The organism is uncultured Rummeliibacillus sp., assembly GCF_934216135.1.
Classification (GTDB): Bacteria; Bacillota; Bacilli; order Bacillales_A; family Planococcaceae; genus Rummeliibacillus.
The window spans coordinates 66,689-83,779 of the sequence record NZ_CAKQBI010000013.1; the positions used below are offsets into that span (position 1 = coordinate 66,689).

Below are 17,091 nucleotides of genomic sequence, written 5' to 3' on the forward strand. Positions count from 1 at the left end.
CGCGGTTCCTCATTGCAGCAGTCATCATTGTATTGCTTCTAATTAGTGGTTTTTGGAGCCTTACCAAAGGAACAAAAGATGATGTCAATACATCTAAGAGCGCTTCACAGCAATATAACCAATTAACATCTATTTTAAGTTCAATTGAAGGCGTAGGGAAGGTCATGGTCTACTTTTATTATGACCAACCAAGCGGAGAAGCAAAAAATGATGACACATCATCATTAAGCCAATATTTTAGTTGGCAACAAAATGCGGAAAGCAAACAAAAAGTAACAGGCGTTTTAGTAGTGGCAGAAGGAGCTGATTCTATAACGGTAAAAAAAGATCTTGTTACAGTGTTATCTAGTGTGTTAGAAATACCATCTCATCGTATTGTTGTACGACCAATGGAAAAAAAGGAGGATTAATTTTGAAAGTAAAAAAGAAAGCAGTATGGTTTTTAACATTACTAAGTTTAGTTGCGGTTATCTCAGTGTATTATTTGTCTAATCCTGTGACACCATTTAATGGACTGGCAATTTTTAGCGATTCGTTAAAGGACACACAAATCAGTGATATTGCTAGTAAAACAGGAAAAACTACTCCAGTAACAACAGAAAGTCATCTGTTTGAAGAGATGCGTATGGAATTACAGAACAAACGTAGTGAATTAAAAGAAACATTAACTCAAAAAATTGCTTCATCACAATATACTGCCGAAGAAAAAAATGATGCATTTAACGAAATTGATGCAATTACTAAAGATGAGTCTAACGAAGCAATGTTAGAAATGTTGATCAAAACTTTAGGATATTCTGATGCTTTTGTACGAGCTGAGGACAACCAAATTCGTGTTACAGTACAGGCAAACGAATTATCAAAAACAAAAGCAAATGAGATCATTTATGTCGTAAAAAAAGAGATGAATGAGACTGGAAAAGTAGTCGTGGATTTTCAATCTGAAACAATTAACTGAATTTTGAGCGAATTTTCTTGAATAATGATAATTTTTAAATAAGTGTTTAAAAATTGTAATAAACGCGATAGAATAAGGGATGTATTATATTACACAAAAGTTAGGGGAGCAATGTATGTTGAAAATTCAAGAAATTCGCGAAATTATTAAGTTAGTAGATGCTTCATCAATCGATGAATTCGTATATGAAGTAGATGACACTAAAGTGAAACTTAAAAAGAATGGTACTAAAACTATTGTAACTGATGCACCTGCACCAGTTGCTAAAACAGTTACACCAGCGCAAACAGCACCAGCAGCACCAGTTGTTGAAGCGCCAAAAGCACCAGTAGCACCAGTTGCAGAAAAAACAGCACCAAAAGCTGAAGTAGCAAATGATGCATCATTACACAAAATCGTGTCACCAATGGTTGGTACTTTCTATAAAGCGCCAAATCCTGAATCTCCAGCATTCGTTCAAGTAGGAGACAAAGTGGGCGAAGAATCTGTTGTTTGTATCGTAGAAGCGATGAAACTATTCAATGAAATTGAAGCAGAAGTACAAGGGGAAATTGTTGAAATTCTGGTAAATGACGGCGAATTAGTGGAATACGGTCAACCTTTATTCCTTGTAAAAGAAAACTAAGGGAGGTTTACCACATGAAAAAAGTATTAATCGCAAATCGCGGTGAAATCGCGGTACGTATTATTCGTGCATGTAAAGAATTGGGGATTCAATCTGTAGCTGTTTATTCAGAAGCAGATAGTGATGCACTTCATGTACAATTAGCTGATGAAGCTTATTGTATCGGTTCAAAATTTTCTAGTGATAGTTATTTAAAAATTGATCGAATTCTAACTGTAGCTGAAAAAACAGGTTGCGATGGTATCCACCCAGGATATGGTTTCCTTGCTGAAAATGCTAGCTTTGCAGAAGCTTGTGAAGATGCAGGAATTACTTTTATCGGACCAACTTCAGATGCCATTAAAATTATGGGGATCAAAGATATTGCAAAAGATACAATGATTGCCGCAGGTGTTCCAACTGTTCCAGGTTCAAAAGGTCTAGTAGCAGATGAACACGAAGCCGTTGAAGTAGCAAAAGAAATTGGATATCCAGTTATTATTAAAGCTACTGCCGGTGGTGGGGGTAAAGGGATCCGTGTTGCACGTGATGAAGCAGACTTGATCAAAGGTGTGCAAATCACTCAAAAAGAAGCAGCTGCTGCTTTCGGGAACCCTGGCGTATACTTAGAAAAATTCATAGAAGATTTCCGTCACTGCGAAATTCAAGTATTAGCTGATAACTATGGTCACACAATCCATTTAGGTGAACGTGATTGTACTGTTCAAAGACGTATGCAAAAATTAGTTGAAGAAGCACCTTCTCCAGCTTTATCAGAAGAACGTCGTGCTGAAATGGGTGAAGCAGCTGTTAAAGCAGCAAAAGCTTGTGGTTATCGTGGTGCAGGTACTGTTGAATTTATATATGATTACAAAGAGGACAAGTTCTACTTTATGGAGATGAATACTCGTATCCAAGTAGAACACCCAGTTACAGAAGCAATTACAGGTATCGATTTAGTTCGTGAACAGTTAAAAATTGCATCTGGTGAAAAATTGGTGTATAAACAAGAAGATGTGAAAGTGAATGGTTGGGCGATTGAATGTCGTATCAATGCAGAAAATCCATCTAAAAACTTCATGCCATCTCCAGGTAAAGTTGAAAATTATTTAGCTCCTGGTGGTAATGGAATCCGCATTGATTCAGCAATGTATCCTGGTTATGCAATTCCACCTTATTACGATTCAATGGTTGCAAAACTAATTGTACATGCTGATACTCGTGAAGAAGCCATTGCTAAAATGAAACGAGCTTTAGGTGAATTTATTGTTGAAGGACCTGGAATCCATACAACAATTCCTTTCCACGAAAAACTAATGGATCATGAAGTATTTAAATCAGGGAAATTTAATACAAAATTCCTTGAAGAAAATGACGTTATGAATTCTTAATAAGTGAAAGGGGCGAACTCTATGGCTGAAAAAGTCGTACAATCTCTACCTCAAAATACACCTTCTGGTAAGGATGAATTGGGTAAGATTGAGGTTGCACCTGAAGTCATTGAAGTTATTGCGGGAATTGCTACAACAGAAGTAGAAGGGGTCTCTAAAACAAGAGGTAACTTCGCAACTGGTGTTGTAGAAAAATTCGGTAAAAAAGTTCATGGTAAAGGGATTAAAACAGAGTGGACTGAAGAAGGCTTAATTGTGGATGTCTATTGTTTTGTACAATATGGAGTATCTGTAGCTAAAGTAGCAAAACAAGTTCAAACTCAAATCCGAGAAGCAATTGCCAATATGACATCTCACACAACAAAAGAAGTGAATGTACATATTACTGGGATTTTATTTGACCAGGTGAACGACGCAAAAACTGATAACTAACAAAAAAGATGCCTTTACGGGCATCTTTTTTGTTTTTGCTGAAGAAGAAAAAGAAAGTGTACATAAATGAGTTCTGGAGGATTTAAAAAGTATGAAAATGTGGATTAACTCATTTTCTTATTTAGAATAGCAATTTTGAAAATTAAACTTCAATGACCGTAGATTGAGGCTCGAAATGCTATGATTACACCTGAAATTTCGTCAATTACCATTTATTTCTTAATATATTATTTTGATTTTTCTAAACATATAACAATCCATGCGGTTCAGGCTTTTTTATGATAGAATAAAAATACTTGTAAACAAATGAAACACTTCACATAATGGACTTTTTGTGATGATACTTGCTATTTTTTAATAAATAGTGCCTCACAATAACCAGATGTAGTAGTATAAAGGAGAACAAATTAACATGAAGCGACGAGAAGCGCGTGAAAAAGCCTTACAAACACTTTTTCAACTAGAAAATACAGAGTTAACAATTCAAGAAGCAATGGAACACGTTATGGAAGAAAGAACAGATGCATTTTATGAAAAATTAGTATCTGGAACTGTTCAACATCAATCAGAAATTGATACTGCATTAGCGGAAAAACTTGAAAATTGGTCATTCGATCGCATAGCGAAAATTGAACGCACAATTTTACGCTTAGCGGCTTATGAATTGATGTATACACCAGAAACTCCAAAAAGTGTTGTATTAAACGAGGCAATTGAGCTAAGTAAAACATTTGGTGACGACAAATCAAGTAAATTTGTAAATGGTGTATTATCAAAATTCGCATAATATATTACAAAAAAGCTGAATTTGGGAGTGTTAACAAGATGTCAGGTAAACTAATTAACGGTAAAGAAATTGGCAATACAATTCGAAAATCCATTCAACAAGAAGTGAATGCTTTAAAAGAACAAGGTATTAATCCAGGTCTAGCAGTTATTTTAGTAGGTGACGATCCTGCCTCACATACGTATGTTTCGAACAAACAAAAATCATGTGAACAAATGGGAATCTACTCAGAGCTTATCAAGCTTTCAGCAGACGTCACAGAAGAAACATTGTTACAACAAATTGAACGTTTAAACGAAAATCCAGCAATTGATGGTATTTTAGTTCAATTACCACTTCCAAAGCATATCGATGAACAAAAAGTAATCGCCACAATCTCTCCAGAAAAAGATGTTGATGGTTTTCATCCAATTAGTGTAGGGAAAATGCTGTTAGGGCAACCTACATTCTTACCTTGTACCCCATTTGGTGTTATGAAATTACTCGAATATTCAAATGTAGATATTAGGGGAAAACATGCTGTCGTAATAGGTAGAAGTCATATTGTTGGCGTTCCGATGGGACAACTATTACTACAAAAAGATGCAACAGTTACATATTGTCATTCAAAAACACCTGATTTAAAAGCTATAACTAAACAAGCAGATATTTTAGTAGTTGCAACGGGTCGTGCAAAAATGATTGGTGCAGAACATGTAAAAGATGGAGCTGTCGTTATTGATGTCGGAATGGACAGAGATGAAAATGGCAAACTATGTGGTGATGTAGACTTTGATGCAGTCATCGATAAAGTTTCAGCAATTACACCAGTTCCAGGTGGCGTTGGTCCAATGACAATTACAATGTTATTATTCAATACATTGCAATCTGCTAAAAAAAAGCTATCATAAGACAAATGGTCACAAAACAGGTAAAATAGTAACGTCAAGGCTGTTTTTCTAGCGAAAGACAGCCTATTTTAAATGTTAAGGCTGGCTCGACCAACTGTAATAATCACTTGAGTACTTGAATCGATAGCTAAGACCAAGGACAGAAATGATTATAAAGCGTTAATATAAAAGTCGCTAATAAGTAGATAGATAAGGAGTTTGAAGATTTGACAAGCACACCTTATTTAACCGTACAAGCATTAACAAAATATATAAAAAAGAAATTTGATGTGGATCCTCATTTACGTAATGTATATGTAAAAGGGGAACTTTCAAATGTAAAACACCATGGCTCAGGCCACGTCTATTTTACGTTGAAAGACGAAAAAGCACAGATCAAATCAGTTATGTTCGCTTCCAGTGCTAAACGATTAAAGTTTAATCCTGAAAGCGGTATGAAAGTACTGATTAAAGGTGACGTAAACGTTTATGAAAGTGGCGGACAATATCAATTATACGCACAAGGAATGGAACCAGATGGACTTGGAAGTTTATATTTAGCTTTTGAGCAGTTAAAAGAAAAACTTCAAAAAGAAGGGCTTTTTTCGGATTTATATAAAAAGCCAATTCCAACCTTCCCTAGAAAAGTGGCCGTTGTAACAGCTACAACAGGTGCAGCTATTCGAGATATCTGTACGACCATTAAACAACATTATAAATTGGCGGATATCGTTATTTTCCCAGCATTAGTACAGGGTGAACATGCTGCGAAAAGTATTGTAAAAGCAATTGAACAAGCAAATAATACACCTGAAATTGATACGTTAATCGTGGCACGTGGTGGTGGCTCTATAGAAGATTTATGGGCATTCAATGAAGAAATTGTAGCAAGAGCTATATTCGAAAGTGCACTTCCCGTTATTAGTGGTGTTGGTCATGAAACGGATACGACTATTGCAGATTTAGTTGCTGATGTGAGGGCTGCTACACCAACTGCTGCTGCAAAGCGTGCAGTACCTAGTAGCGAAGAACTGGCAAAATATTTGCTCACAAGAAAAACACAATTATTCCAATTGACACAGGCTCGTATTAAGCACGAGAAATCAAAATTAGAGCGCTTACAAAAATCCTACCCACTAGCGTATCCAGAGCGAATCTATCGACCTTTTATTGAAAAAATTTCAAGAATGGAAGATAGATTACATCAAAGTATTCGGGATTATGTAAAAAACCAAAAATTTTCTATTGCTCAAATAGATCATCGCTTACAGCTTTGCTCACCATTGCAACAATTACGCTATGAAAAGACGAGAGTCGAAAATGATGAAAAATTGCTTAAAAAGGCAGTTCTGCAACAACTTAATCTAAGAAAAGAAGAATTTCGTTCGGTCATTAGAACACTAGAGGCACTTAATCCTTTATCTATTATGACCCGAGGATATAGTCTAACTTATCACAATGGAAAAGTGCTAAAGTCGATTAAAGACATTAAAGAGCACGATGAAGTTGAATTTCATCTACATGACGGTACAGCAAATGCAACAATCACATCGATTACAAAGGAAAATAAGGGGGAGTAATGGATGACTAGTAAGAAACAAACTTTTGCTACATCAATCAATGATTTAGAGGCAATTGTTCAACAACTTGAACAAGGTGATGTACCATTAGAGGATGCTATTGAATTATATAAAAAAGGTATGCAATTATCACAGTACTGCCATGAGCAGTTAACGAAAGCTGAAGAACAACTTGTTTCTGTTATGGATGAAAATGGCAAGGAAACACCGTTTGAACCAATAGGAGAAGAGGGAAAAGGTAAATGACGCAACATTTAAAGGACTTCATGAATGCGAATATTCCAATGGTTGAAAAACGCATGAATGATCTTGTAAAAGAAATTACAGCACCAGATATATTAAAAGAAGCTATGCTTTATTCATTAAATGCAGGTGGTAAACGTATTAGACCATTATTTGTACTAGCTGTTATGGACCATTTCAATGTAGAAGATGATGCAGCTTATACTGTAGGTGCTGTCATTGAAATGATTCATACCTACTCTTTAATTCATGATGATCTTCCAAGTATGGATAATGATGATTATCGCAGAGGTAAATTAACTAATCATAAAGTATATGGAGATGCTTTTGCCACTCTTGCAGGAGATGCATTAAATACAATTGCCTTTGGTATTTTAGCTCGTATGGAACAAGTGGATGCTCAAAAACGTCTAGAACTTATAGATAAACTAAGCGTAGCAGCTGGCGCAGAAGGTATGGTAGGAGGACAAATCCTTGATATAGAAGGAGAAAAAAAGTCACTAACATTGCCTGAACTAGAGAAAGTGCATGTCCATAAAACGGGAGCTATTCTTCGATTTAGTATCGAATCAGGAGCTATCTTGGCAGGCGCCTCTGAAGAAGAAAAAGCCATTTTGGTGGAATATGCTCATCATATTGGTTTATGTTTCCAAATACAAGATGATATTTTAGATATTGTGGGAACTACAGAACAACTAGGAAAAACAGCAGGAAAAGATGTTGCAAGTGATAAAAGTACTTATCCTGCACTTTTAACTTTAGATGGAGCAAAAGACAAACTTCATGTACACTATAATTTAGCTATTGAAGCATTAGAAAAATTGCCATCTGAAAGTAATTTATTAAAAGAATTTGCCGAATATATTGTTCATCGTAACAAATAAAAACTCTTTTAATTTTGTGCAATTGTTTATCACTGCTATAATGGTAAAAAACAATGTGCGATGAATCTACAATGAAAAGGTGTGTGATGGCGATGGATTTAAATAGTATCTCAAGTCCATCCTTCTTAAAAGAATTAAATTCAAAACAACTTCGTGACTTAAGCTATGATATTCGAAAGTTTCTAATCAAAAAATGTTCGAATACAGGTGGACATATCGGTCCAAATTTAGGGGTTGTTGAGCTAACAATCGCACTTCATCGTGCTTTTAATAGTCCGAAAGATAAACTTCTATTTGATGTTGGACATCAAGCTTACGTTCATAAAATCCTTACAGGTCGTGCATCAGAATTTGATACACTTCGACAATACAAGGGATTATGTGGTTTTCCAAAACGTATCGAAAGTGAACATGATGTGTGGGAAACTGGACATAGTTCAACATCACTTTCTGCAGCTATGGGTATGGCAGCAGCACGGGATGTAAAAGGAGAACATAATTATATCGTTCCAATTATAGGTGATGGTGCTTTAACAGGTGGTATGGCGCTGGAAGCATTGAATCATATTGGACACAAAAAAACAAATATGATCGTCATTTTAAATGATAATGAAATGTCAATCGCACCAAACGTTGGTGCTGTTCATAATATTTTAGGTCGCCTTCGCACAGCGAGCCAATACAATAAAGTAAAAGACGATTTAGAAATGTTATTGAAGAAAATACCGGCAGTAGGCGGTAAATTAGCCTCTACAGCTGAACGAGTAAAAGATAGTTTAAAATATTTACTTGTGTCTGGTGTCTTCTTTGAAGAACTTGGTTTTACTTATCTTGGACCAATAGATGGTCATAATTTTGATATGCTCGAAGAAACATTACAAAACGCTAAAAAAATGCAAGGACCTGTTATTATCCATATAATCACGAAAAAAGGTAAAGGGTATTTACCAGCTGAAAACGATAAAATTGGTACTTGGCACGGTACTGGCCCTTATAAAATTGAAACAGGGGATTTTGTTAAATCAAAAACAGCAGCGCCAGGTTGGTCCAAGTTAATCGCGGATACAGTTTCTCGAATCGCTCGTCAAGATGATCGAGTGGTAGCTATTACACCAGCAATGCCTGTAGGTTCAAAATTAGAAGGATTTGCAAAAGAATTCCCAAATCGTTTTTATGATGTTGGGATTGCGGAACAGCATGCGGCTACAATGGCTGCGGGAATGGCTGCTGCAGGTACAAAACCGTTTTTAGCAATTTATTCTACGTTCTTACAGCGTGCATACGATCAAATGCTACATGATATTTGTCGTCAAAACTTAAATGTTGTGATCGGTATTGATCGTGCTGGATTGGTTGGTGCAGATGGGGAAACACATCAAGGTGTATTTGACATTGCGTTTTTACGTCACATGCCGAATATTGTGATCATGATGCCGAAAGACGAAAATGAAGGCCAACATATGGTCAAAACGGCATTTGATTATGAAGATGGTCCAATTGCACTTCGCTATCCGCGTGGTAACGGTTTAGGTGTGCCAATGGATGCTGAATTACATGATATTCCGATTGGTACATGGGAAGTGCTAAGAGAAGGAAAAGATGCAGCAATTGTAACATTTGGTACAACAATTTCATTAGCTGAACGTGCAGCCAATATTCTTGCTATAAAGGGTATAAATGTTGAAATTGTCAATGCACGATTCATCAAACCAATGGATGAAGAAATGTTACATCGCCTTATGCAAAGCGGAAAACCAATCTTAACGATTGAAGAAGCAATGCTTGAAGGCGGCTTTGGCAGTGCTGTATTAGAATTTGCGAATGATCATAGTTATTCAACAGATATGATTGATCGAATGGGTATACCAGATACTTTCGTTGAACACGGTAGTGTAGATTTGTTGCTTCGTGATTTGCATATTACAGACGAAGAAGCTGCAAAGAAAATCGAAAATCTAATCGCAAAAAATTCAAAAAAGCAAGCAGGTTTGAAAGCATAATGACAACAAAAATTCCAAAAGAACGCGTTGACGTATTATTAGTACAACGTGGCTTATGTGAAACAAGAGAAAAAGCAAAACGGACAATTATGGCAGGTCAAGTTTTTTCAAAGGAAGTTCGCATCGATAAGGCGGGAGAGAAAATTCCCGTCGATAGCGAATTGACGATTAAAGGACATCAATTACCATATGTAAGCCGTGGCGGTTTAAAATTAGAAAAAGCATTAAAACTGTTTGATGTGGATGTCAAAGACAAATTGATGCTAGATATCGGTTCCTCAACGGGTGGTTTTACGGATTGTGCATTGCAAAATGGTGCAAAACACTGTTATGCATTAGATGTTGGTTCGAACCAATTAGCTTGGAAAATTCGTTCTGATGATCGTGTAACAGTGATGGAAAAGACGAATTTCAGATATGTAACAGCTCCCGATTTAGTAGAAGGCTTACCTGATTTTGCAACAATCGATGTATCTTTCATATCTTTAGAACTCATCTTACCGGTTTTGAAAACACTTCTTTTACCTGGTGGAAATGTGGTCGCTCTAGTGAAACCACAATTTGAAGCAGGAAAAGAAAAGGTCGGAAAAAAAGGTGTAGTACGGGAAGCAAAAACGCACTTAGAAGTTCTAGAAAAAATCGCTACATTTGCTGAATCTATAGGATTTGTTGTAAAAGATGCATCTTATTCACCTATAACAGGTGGTGAGGGGAATATTGAATTCTTATTCCATCTTTATAATCCAAAAGCTGGGGAAGAAATAAAATCCTACACAGATTTTGCTTCGTTAGTAAAAGAAGCACATGAACAGTTGAAGTAACGCGGTCTGAGCTTTGTCAGACCGTGTTTTTTCTTGTTAAAATAAAGAAATAATGTTACGTTATTTATAATAGAGCATAAATATGCATAGAGGTGAGAGCTATGAACAAAAGCCAAAGACATATTCGAATTCGAGATATGATTGCTAATAATGAAATTGAAACTCAAGACGATTTAGTGGATTTATTAAAAGAAGCAGGCTATCACGTTACACAAGCAACAATTTCACGTGATATTAAAGAATTGCATTTGATAAAAGTACCACTACAAGATGGTCGATATAAGTATAGCTTACCAGCAGATCAACGTTTTAATCCAATCCAAAAACTACATCGTGCACTTGCGGATGCTTTTGTATCTATAGATGGTACAAGTCATATGCTTGTGATGAAGACATTACCCGGTAATGCTCACGCTATTGGATCATTATTAGATCATTTAGATTGGGAAGAGATACTTGGCACTATTTGCGGAGATGACACGATTCTTATAATTTGTCGTGAAGAATCTGAACGTGAAGAAATAAAAAACCGTTTACTTGAAATGTTGTAATGATAGTTTGAGCGAGGTGAAATAGTCATGTTAAAAGAGCTTTCGATTAAAAATTTCGCGATTATCGAAGAGCTAACGGTTGAATTTCTAAATGGGTTAACAGTGTTAACTGGAGAAACTGGTGCTGGTAAATCTATCATTATTGATGCTGTACAACTTTTAGCTGGTGGCCGTGGCTCACAAGAATTTATCCGACATGGTGCAAAAAAGGCTGAATTGGAAGGGCTTTTTACACTAAGTTATGAAAATCATCCTGCGTATGAAAAATGTGAAGACGCTGGAATTGAAATCGAGGAAGGAACTCTCATCCTCCGTAGAGATATATATGATAGTGGTAAGAGTATTTGTCGTGTAAACGGTAAACTAGTACCATTATCCGTTTTACGAGATATAAGTTCGACTTTGATCGATATACACGGTCAACATGAGAGCCAAGAATTGATGGATGATAAGCAACATATTCATCTATTAGATCAGTTTGCAGGTGAAGAAATAATACCGATAAAAGAGCAATATGAAAAGCAATACGAAGCGTATAAGACATTAAAAAAAGAACTTGCAGCTATTTCTGTAAACGAGCAACAAGTAGCACAAAAAATTGATTTATATCAATTTCAAATAAAGGAAATCGATGCTTGTAAGTTCCAACCAAACGAAGAAGAAAACTTAACCGAAGAACGACGTCGATTAATGAACTTCAATAAAATATTTGAATGCTCAAATACAGCTCATGAAGCAATTTTAGGGGAGTCAAAAGGGCTCGACTGGATTGGACAAGCAATGACTCAGTTAGAAGATGTAGTATTAGTTGATGAAAGCTTCAAGGAGTACTCAGATGCTGTTTCAAACGCTTTTTATAATCTCCAAGAAGCTGCTTTTGGTATAAAGAATATTTTAGATGATTTAGAATTCGACCCTGAACGTTTAAATGAAGTTGAGCATCGTTTAGCTTTAATTCAATCGATGAAAAGAAAATATGGCTCAACATTGAAAGAAATTTTAGTTTATCGTGCAAAAATCGGCGAAGAATTGGAATCCTTATTGAATAGAGATGAAAATATTCAAAAAAATGAACAACAGTTAATTGAACTTCGATCAGAGCTTCTAAAAACGGCTTCAAAATTAACAGCTATTCGTAAAAAAGTTGGAGAGCGATTATCTAATGCTATTATGCAACAATTATGCGAATTATATATGGAAAAAGCGAAATTTAGCGTTCATTTTGAATTATTGTCTGAAGAACAATTTGACCATAATGGGATTGATAAGATTGTCTTTTATATAGCAACAAATGTCGGAGAACCACCGAAACCACTTACGAAAATTGCTTCAGGTGGGGAGCTTTCTAGGGTTATGCTTGCTTTAAAAACAATTTTCTCAACGACAAATGGAATTACATCCATTATTTTCGATGAAGTCGATACAGGTGTTAGTGGCAGAGTAGCACAAGCTATCGCTGAAAAAATAGCTGCTATTTCTATTCATTCGCAAGTATTATGTATTTCACATTTACCTCAAGTTGCTGCAATGGCAGATCATCATTACCATATTCAAAAACAAGAGGATACAAATCGCACCTTTACTTCTTTAACAGAAATTTTCGGTGATGAACGTATTGATGAGATTAGTCGAATTATGTCCGGAACAGAAGTGACAGAGTTAACCTTTAAGCATGCAAAAGAGTTAATAGAAATTGCTGAAGATCGAAAAAAAGCATTACAGGTATAAAATGAAAAACGTTCGTTTTTAGCATCTCGCAAATTTTGTGAGATGCTTTTTTATACGTTCAATCTGTAGACAAATATTTACCTTTCATAACAATTCAATTTGAAGCCATGATAAATGAAAAGGAGGTGACATATTGCGAATTGCGAAGCGCTCTTTTCTGAGCTTATTCTTTTTACTTGTTGTATTCGGATCGTGGACAACAATCGCAAGTGCAGCTAAAAAAGTAATTCCAATGGGAGACTCAATTGGCGTTGAATTACAATTATCTGACATTACAGTATCAAATGATGTGTTATTACAAGATGGAAATTGGTTAAAAAGAGGAGATATTATTGAAAAAGTCAATAATACTTCTGTCAAAAAGCTGGAGAACATTCACCAAATTATGAAAACAACTCCAAAAGAAACCCTCACACTTTCAATTGGTAGGGAAAATAAAGACAAAAAGGTTAAAGTTCAAAAAGAAGAAATGACATCCGTTATGAACTTTCTTCGAGATGAAACTGATGGAATTGGTACGTTAACCTTTTTAGATCCTGAAACCAAACAGTATGGTGCATTAGGACATCAAATCGTCGATCAAATCCTACAAAAACCACCTCAATTTAAGCAAGGATCGATATTCTATGCGAAAATCGACCATATTAAGAAAAGTATTCCTGGTGAACCAGGATATAAAATTTCTTCTGTCGAAAATGATAAAGGACAAATTGGAAGTATTGTCTCTAATAGTGTTTATGGGATTTTCGGAAAATGGGAAAAATCCATAAAACCATCTTTGCCAGAAGCGATTGAAGTTATGCAACCTTCAGAGATTAAAAAAGGACCAGCTAAGTTATTAACAACGATTTCCGGGAAAAAAGTGGAATCATTTGATATCAAAATTACAAAGGTGAATGACAAAAGTTTTCAAATTGAAATAACAGATCCTGTGCTAAAAGAAAAAACGGGCGGTATTCTACAAGGAATGAGTGGAAGTCCTATTATCCAGGGCGGGCACTTCGCAGGAGCTGTAACACATATGTATATTGAAAGTCCAGTAAAAGGAGCAGCACTACCAATTACAGAAATGCTCAAAAATCAGCCTGCTTAAGCTGATGAATGAAACAACGATTCCTTACCAAGAACAGAAGCTTTGACAGCATCAATTTAGTATTGGCATGTTTAGTAAAAATCCACCCCATTTCGGGTGGATTTTTACTAATAATAGCACAAAAAAGTTTTATTTTATCTATTATTAGTGGTGTATGCGTAATCCCATAAAATATATATTTTTTCTCTTTAATATTTGTTACAATTAGAGTGAAAATATAATACATAAAATTGTCGAATTAAATAAAAAGTCTATCCCAACTTACTCATTTTTTTAATTTTAGAAGGGCTAGACCTAAAGTTGTCGAATTTACCCTTTTGTATCAATAGCGTTTCTATATTTAAAGATTAAATGGAAATTGCATTTCAAAGGAGGAAGATTAATGGAGAAAGTAAAAGTTGCAATCGTGGATGATAATAGTGAATTGGTAAAAATGATGGAAGAATATTTATCAAATCATGGAGAGATAGAGGTAATCAGTACAGCACCAAATGGCAAACAATGTTTGAAAATGCTGGAGGATTATATCCCAGACGTTCTGGTATTGGATATTATTATGCCACATCTTGATGGATTAGCGGTACTTGAAACAATGAAAGAAAATCCGCAACTTAATAATGTTCAAGTAATAATGTTAACTGCTTTTGGACAAGAAGATGTTATGAAACAAGCCGTTGAATTGGGTGCATCTTACTTTATGCTAAAACCATTTGAGTTCGATCGTTTAGCTTCTAAAATTTTGCAATGCGGTGGTAAAAAAGTCGAAAAGCAAAAACGCGTTAGCATTTTACAAGGTTCTAAGCCACAAAAACTAGACCAACGTCAACTAGACGCAACAATTACAGGTATTATAAAAGAAATTGGCGTGCCTGCTCATATTAAGGGGTATGCATACCTTCGAGAGGCAATCCAAATGGTCTATCTTGACGTTGAATTGCTTGGTTCAATCACAAAGGTTCTTTATCCAGACATCGCAAAAAAATTCGATACAACGCCTTCTAGAGTAGAACGTGCGATTCGTCACGCCATCGAAGTTGCATGGAATCGTGGAAACTATGAATCTATCTCTAAAATGTTTGGCTACACAGTACATCATCTAAAATCAAAACCGACAAACTCTGAGTTCATCGCTATGATTGCGGATAAGATTCGGATTGAGATGGTGGCGGTTTAACGTAGAGAGAGAATCAGTATTCAGGTGATAAAGTAGTTTGGAATCATATATATAAATCATACTTACAAGTTTAGCTACTTTTATACCTCCAAGCACATTTCCATTTGTTGAGTTTGCATAAAATTCAACAAGTGGAGGTGTGCTTTTTGTTTTATAAAAAAACATAATAGAAATTGAATTACAATTAGATTCATTATATTATATTGATCCTAATCAATTATCTCCTAAAACATTAAGGAACTATCAACAATGCTACGTACTTTCTTCCAGATGAAGTGTAGAGTGAGATGGACTCAGGCTTACAGAATAGATACCGGTGCTATATGTAAACGATTGTTACAACGGTAATATAAACGGGGGGGGTAGTCGCCTTACGCCTCCTTTATTCTACGAATTTCACTAAAGATATAGCCTGAATAAGATTGTTTTTATGTAATATTTAAATTACATAAATTATATATTTGGTATAACCATTCAAAAAATCCATTTATAAGGAGGGCGTTCAATGACTAAAAAGATTACAGTTTTGGTAATGGCATTTATATTATTTATCTCCTTACTTTCAATTGAAAATCATAATGTTTTTGCATCTGTAAAGGATTCACCAACAAGTGATTACCGTATGCATCCAAATAAGGATAGAATTTCACTTTATAGAAAACCAAAAGGTAAGAAAATCTATACAATAAATAAAATTATTTATGAACCTGGTAATCCGATTTCAATTCCTCAAGCTGTTTATGTAAAAAAATTTTATAAAAACGGTTGGGCTAGAATAAGTTATAAGGAACAATATACGAAGAAAAAAAGTCCCAGTAAAACATATAAAGGCTATGTGAAAATTAGTAATCTAACATATAATGTTCATGACTTTGTTTCAGTGTTTGTATACAATACGAAAGGTGGTACCTTGAAAAAAACACCTAATAAGAAATCAAAGAATTTTGCAACAGTTCCACTTGGAACACTAGTAGACATTGATCATGCCAATAATGACGGTGTTTTGTATGGTGATAACAATAATTTCCCTGAATTTCTCTGGGTAAGGGTTGAGTACTACAAAAATGGTAAAAAATATATAGGTTGGTTATCATACAAAGACGCTAGAAGTTAAAAAGCTTTAACATTACTTACTAGACGCAAAATCCAAAGTTTCCGGCAGTAATACCAATTGAATAGTTTAATAACTAAGCACTCTCGTTCGAGGGTGTTTTTTTACGCAAATAATATAGCAAATTAAGGTAGCAATGATGTAAAATTCAAAATTCAAGATTAAAGATTTGAAGAAAGATGCGATGAGCACATATAAATTATATAGTATTATAAGGATACGAAGTAAAAAAAGTATAGATGGATAATGGGGGAACAGAAATGATTATCATGATTAATGGTGCTTTTGGTGTAGGAAAGACAACAGTTGCAAATGAACTTCTTCAAACGGTAAGCAATAGTATGTTGTATGATCCTGAAATAGTTGGATTTATGTTGCGTGAAATCATTACAGAAGATATTAAACATGAAAATGAAAAAACAGATAATTTTCAGGATTTGGAGTTATGGAAAGTATTAGTCGTTAATGTCGCTAAACAGATCAAGGCTAAATATAAGAAGAATTTGATTGTTCCGATGACAATTTATAACAAAGAATATCTTCAATATATTCTTGAAGGGTTTAAAGAAATAGATGAAAAAACATTTCATTTCTGTTTAATCGCAAAAGAGGAAACTATTTTTGAAAGGCTTAGACAAAGGGGAGAGGCAGAAGGTAATTGGTGTTACCAGCAGAGTAGAAAGTGTGTAGAGGCTTATAAAGATCAATACTTCGAGGAGTTTATCGAAACTGATCATACTAGTATTGATGATATTGTACAAAGAATTCAAAACGAAGTTAGTTTGTTAAATGCATAGTTACTCTTACAAGTATTGTATATAACAATACTAAGTGATGACCAAAAGCTCTTGCTCAAACTTTTTTC

18 protein-coding genes are annotated in these 17,091 nt (G+C 35.0%); all 18 read left to right on the forward strand.

Features of this window, described 5'->3' with window-relative positions; genetic code table 11:
* Positions 1-32 precede the first annotated feature (32 nt).
* The 18 genes from Q0977_RS10390 to Q0977_RS10475 all read left to right on the forward strand — a co-directional run bounded on the left by Q0977_RS10390 (position 33) and on the right by Q0977_RS10475 (position 17,023).
* The gene (locus tag Q0977_RS10390) at positions 33-410 is read left to right on the forward strand and encodes a hypothetical protein (protein ID WP_124218294.1); all 378 of its coding nucleotides are present in this window, start codon (positions 33-35) and stop codon (positions 408-410) included.
* Positions 411-412: 2 nt separating this feature from the next.
* Positions 413-958 (forward strand): SpoIIIAH-like family protein, encoded by a 546-nt coding sequence (locus Q0977_RS10395; RefSeq protein WP_119416314.1) that lies wholly within the window; start codon positions 413-415, stop codon positions 956-958.
* 115 nt (positions 959-1,073) lie between these two features.
* Complete coding sequence (gene accB / locus Q0977_RS10400) at positions 1,074-1,583, forward strand: acetyl-CoA carboxylase biotin carboxyl carrier protein (protein ID WP_119416313.1); 510 nt, start codon at positions 1,074-1,076, stop codon at positions 1,581-1,583.
* Between the two features lie 14 nt (positions 1,584-1,597).
* Positions 1,598-2,953: an acetyl-CoA carboxylase biotin carboxylase subunit gene (gene accC / locus Q0977_RS10405; protein WP_119416312.1), complete on the forward strand. Its 1,356-nt coding sequence runs from the start codon at positions 1,598-1,600 to the stop codon at positions 2,951-2,953.
* A 21-nt stretch (positions 2,954-2,974) separates the two neighbouring features.
* Positions 2,975-3,385, forward strand: a complete 411-nt coding sequence (locus Q0977_RS10410) for an Asp23/Gls24 family envelope stress response protein (protein ID WP_119416311.1) — start codon at positions 2,975-2,977, stop codon at positions 3,383-3,385.
* 412 nt (positions 3,386-3,797) lie between these two features.
* The gene (gene nusB / locus Q0977_RS10415) at positions 3,798-4,172 is read left to right on the forward strand and encodes a transcription antitermination factor NusB (RefSeq protein WP_119416310.1); all 375 of its coding nucleotides are present in this window, start codon (positions 3,798-3,800) and stop codon (positions 4,170-4,172) included.
* A 38-nt stretch (positions 4,173-4,210) separates the two neighbouring features.
* Positions 4,211-5,062 carry a bifunctional methylenetetrahydrofolate dehydrogenase/methenyltetrahydrofolate cyclohydrolase FolD gene (folD, locus tag Q0977_RS10420; RefSeq protein WP_119416309.1) on the forward strand — a complete coding sequence of 284 codons (852 nt, stop codon included), beginning with the start codon at positions 4,211-4,213 and terminating at the stop codon, positions 5,060-5,062.
* A gap of 206 nt (positions 5,063-5,268) precedes the next feature.
* Complete coding sequence (xseA, locus tag Q0977_RS10425; protein ID WP_119416308.1) at positions 5,269-6,621, forward strand: exodeoxyribonuclease VII large subunit; 1,353 nt, start codon at positions 5,269-5,271, stop codon at positions 6,619-6,621.
* A 3-nt stretch (positions 6,622-6,624) separates the two neighbouring features.
* On the forward strand, positions 6,625-6,867 hold the full coding sequence (locus Q0977_RS10430) for an exodeoxyribonuclease VII small subunit (RefSeq protein ID WP_119416307.1): 243 nt from the start codon (positions 6,625-6,627) through the stop codon (positions 6,865-6,867).
* Positions 6,864-7,748: a polyprenyl synthetase family protein gene (locus tag Q0977_RS10435; protein WP_299513456.1), complete on the forward strand. Its 885-nt coding sequence runs from the start codon at positions 6,864-6,866 to the stop codon at positions 7,746-7,748. Before Q0977_RS10430 ends, Q0977_RS10435 begins: the two co-directional genes overlap by 4 nt.
* A 92-nt stretch (positions 7,749-7,840) precedes the next feature.
* Complete coding sequence (gene dxs / locus Q0977_RS10440; RefSeq protein ID WP_299513459.1) at positions 7,841-9,748, forward strand: 1-deoxy-D-xylulose-5-phosphate synthase; 1,908 nt, start codon at positions 7,841-7,843, stop codon at positions 9,746-9,748.
* Positions 9,748-10,569 carry a TlyA family RNA methyltransferase gene (locus Q0977_RS10445; RefSeq protein WP_299513462.1) on the forward strand — a complete coding sequence of 274 codons (822 nt, stop codon included), beginning with the start codon at positions 9,748-9,750 and terminating at the stop codon, positions 10,567-10,569. Before dxs ends, Q0977_RS10445 begins: the two co-directional genes overlap by 1 nt.
* A gap of 101 nt (positions 10,570-10,670) precedes the next feature.
* Positions 10,671-11,120, forward strand: a complete 450-nt coding sequence (gene argR, locus Q0977_RS10450) for a transcriptional regulator AhrC/ArgR (protein ID WP_119416303.1) — start codon at positions 10,671-10,673, stop codon at positions 11,118-11,120.
* 27 nt (positions 11,121-11,147) lie between these two features.
* On the forward strand, positions 11,148-12,848 hold the full coding sequence (recN, locus tag Q0977_RS10455) for a DNA repair protein RecN (RefSeq protein WP_299513465.1): 1,701 nt from the start codon (positions 11,148-11,150) through the stop codon (positions 12,846-12,848).
* 133 nt (positions 12,849-12,981) lie between these two features.
* Entirely contained in the window at positions 12,982-13,941 is a 960-nt protein-coding gene (locus Q0977_RS10460; RefSeq protein ID WP_119416301.1) for a SpoIVB peptidase S55 domain-containing protein, read from the forward strand.
* Positions 13,942-14,323: 382 nt separating this feature from the next.
* Positions 14,324-15,115, forward strand: coding sequence for a sporulation transcription factor Spo0A (gene spo0A / locus Q0977_RS10465; protein WP_119416299.1), 792 nt, complete (start codon positions 14,324-14,326; stop codon positions 15,113-15,115).
* A gap of 505 nt (positions 15,116-15,620) precedes the next feature.
* Positions 15,621-16,229 carry a hypothetical protein gene (locus Q0977_RS10470; RefSeq protein ID WP_299513470.1) on the forward strand — a complete coding sequence of 203 codons (609 nt, stop codon included), beginning with the start codon at positions 15,621-15,623 and terminating at the stop codon, positions 16,227-16,229.
* A gap of 257 nt (positions 16,230-16,486) precedes the next feature.
* The gene (locus Q0977_RS10475) at positions 16,487-17,023 is read left to right on the forward strand and encodes an AAA family ATPase (RefSeq protein ID WP_299513473.1); all 537 of its coding nucleotides are present in this window, start codon (positions 16,487-16,489) and stop codon (positions 17,021-17,023) included.
* Positions 17,024-17,091: the final 68 nt, after the last annotated feature.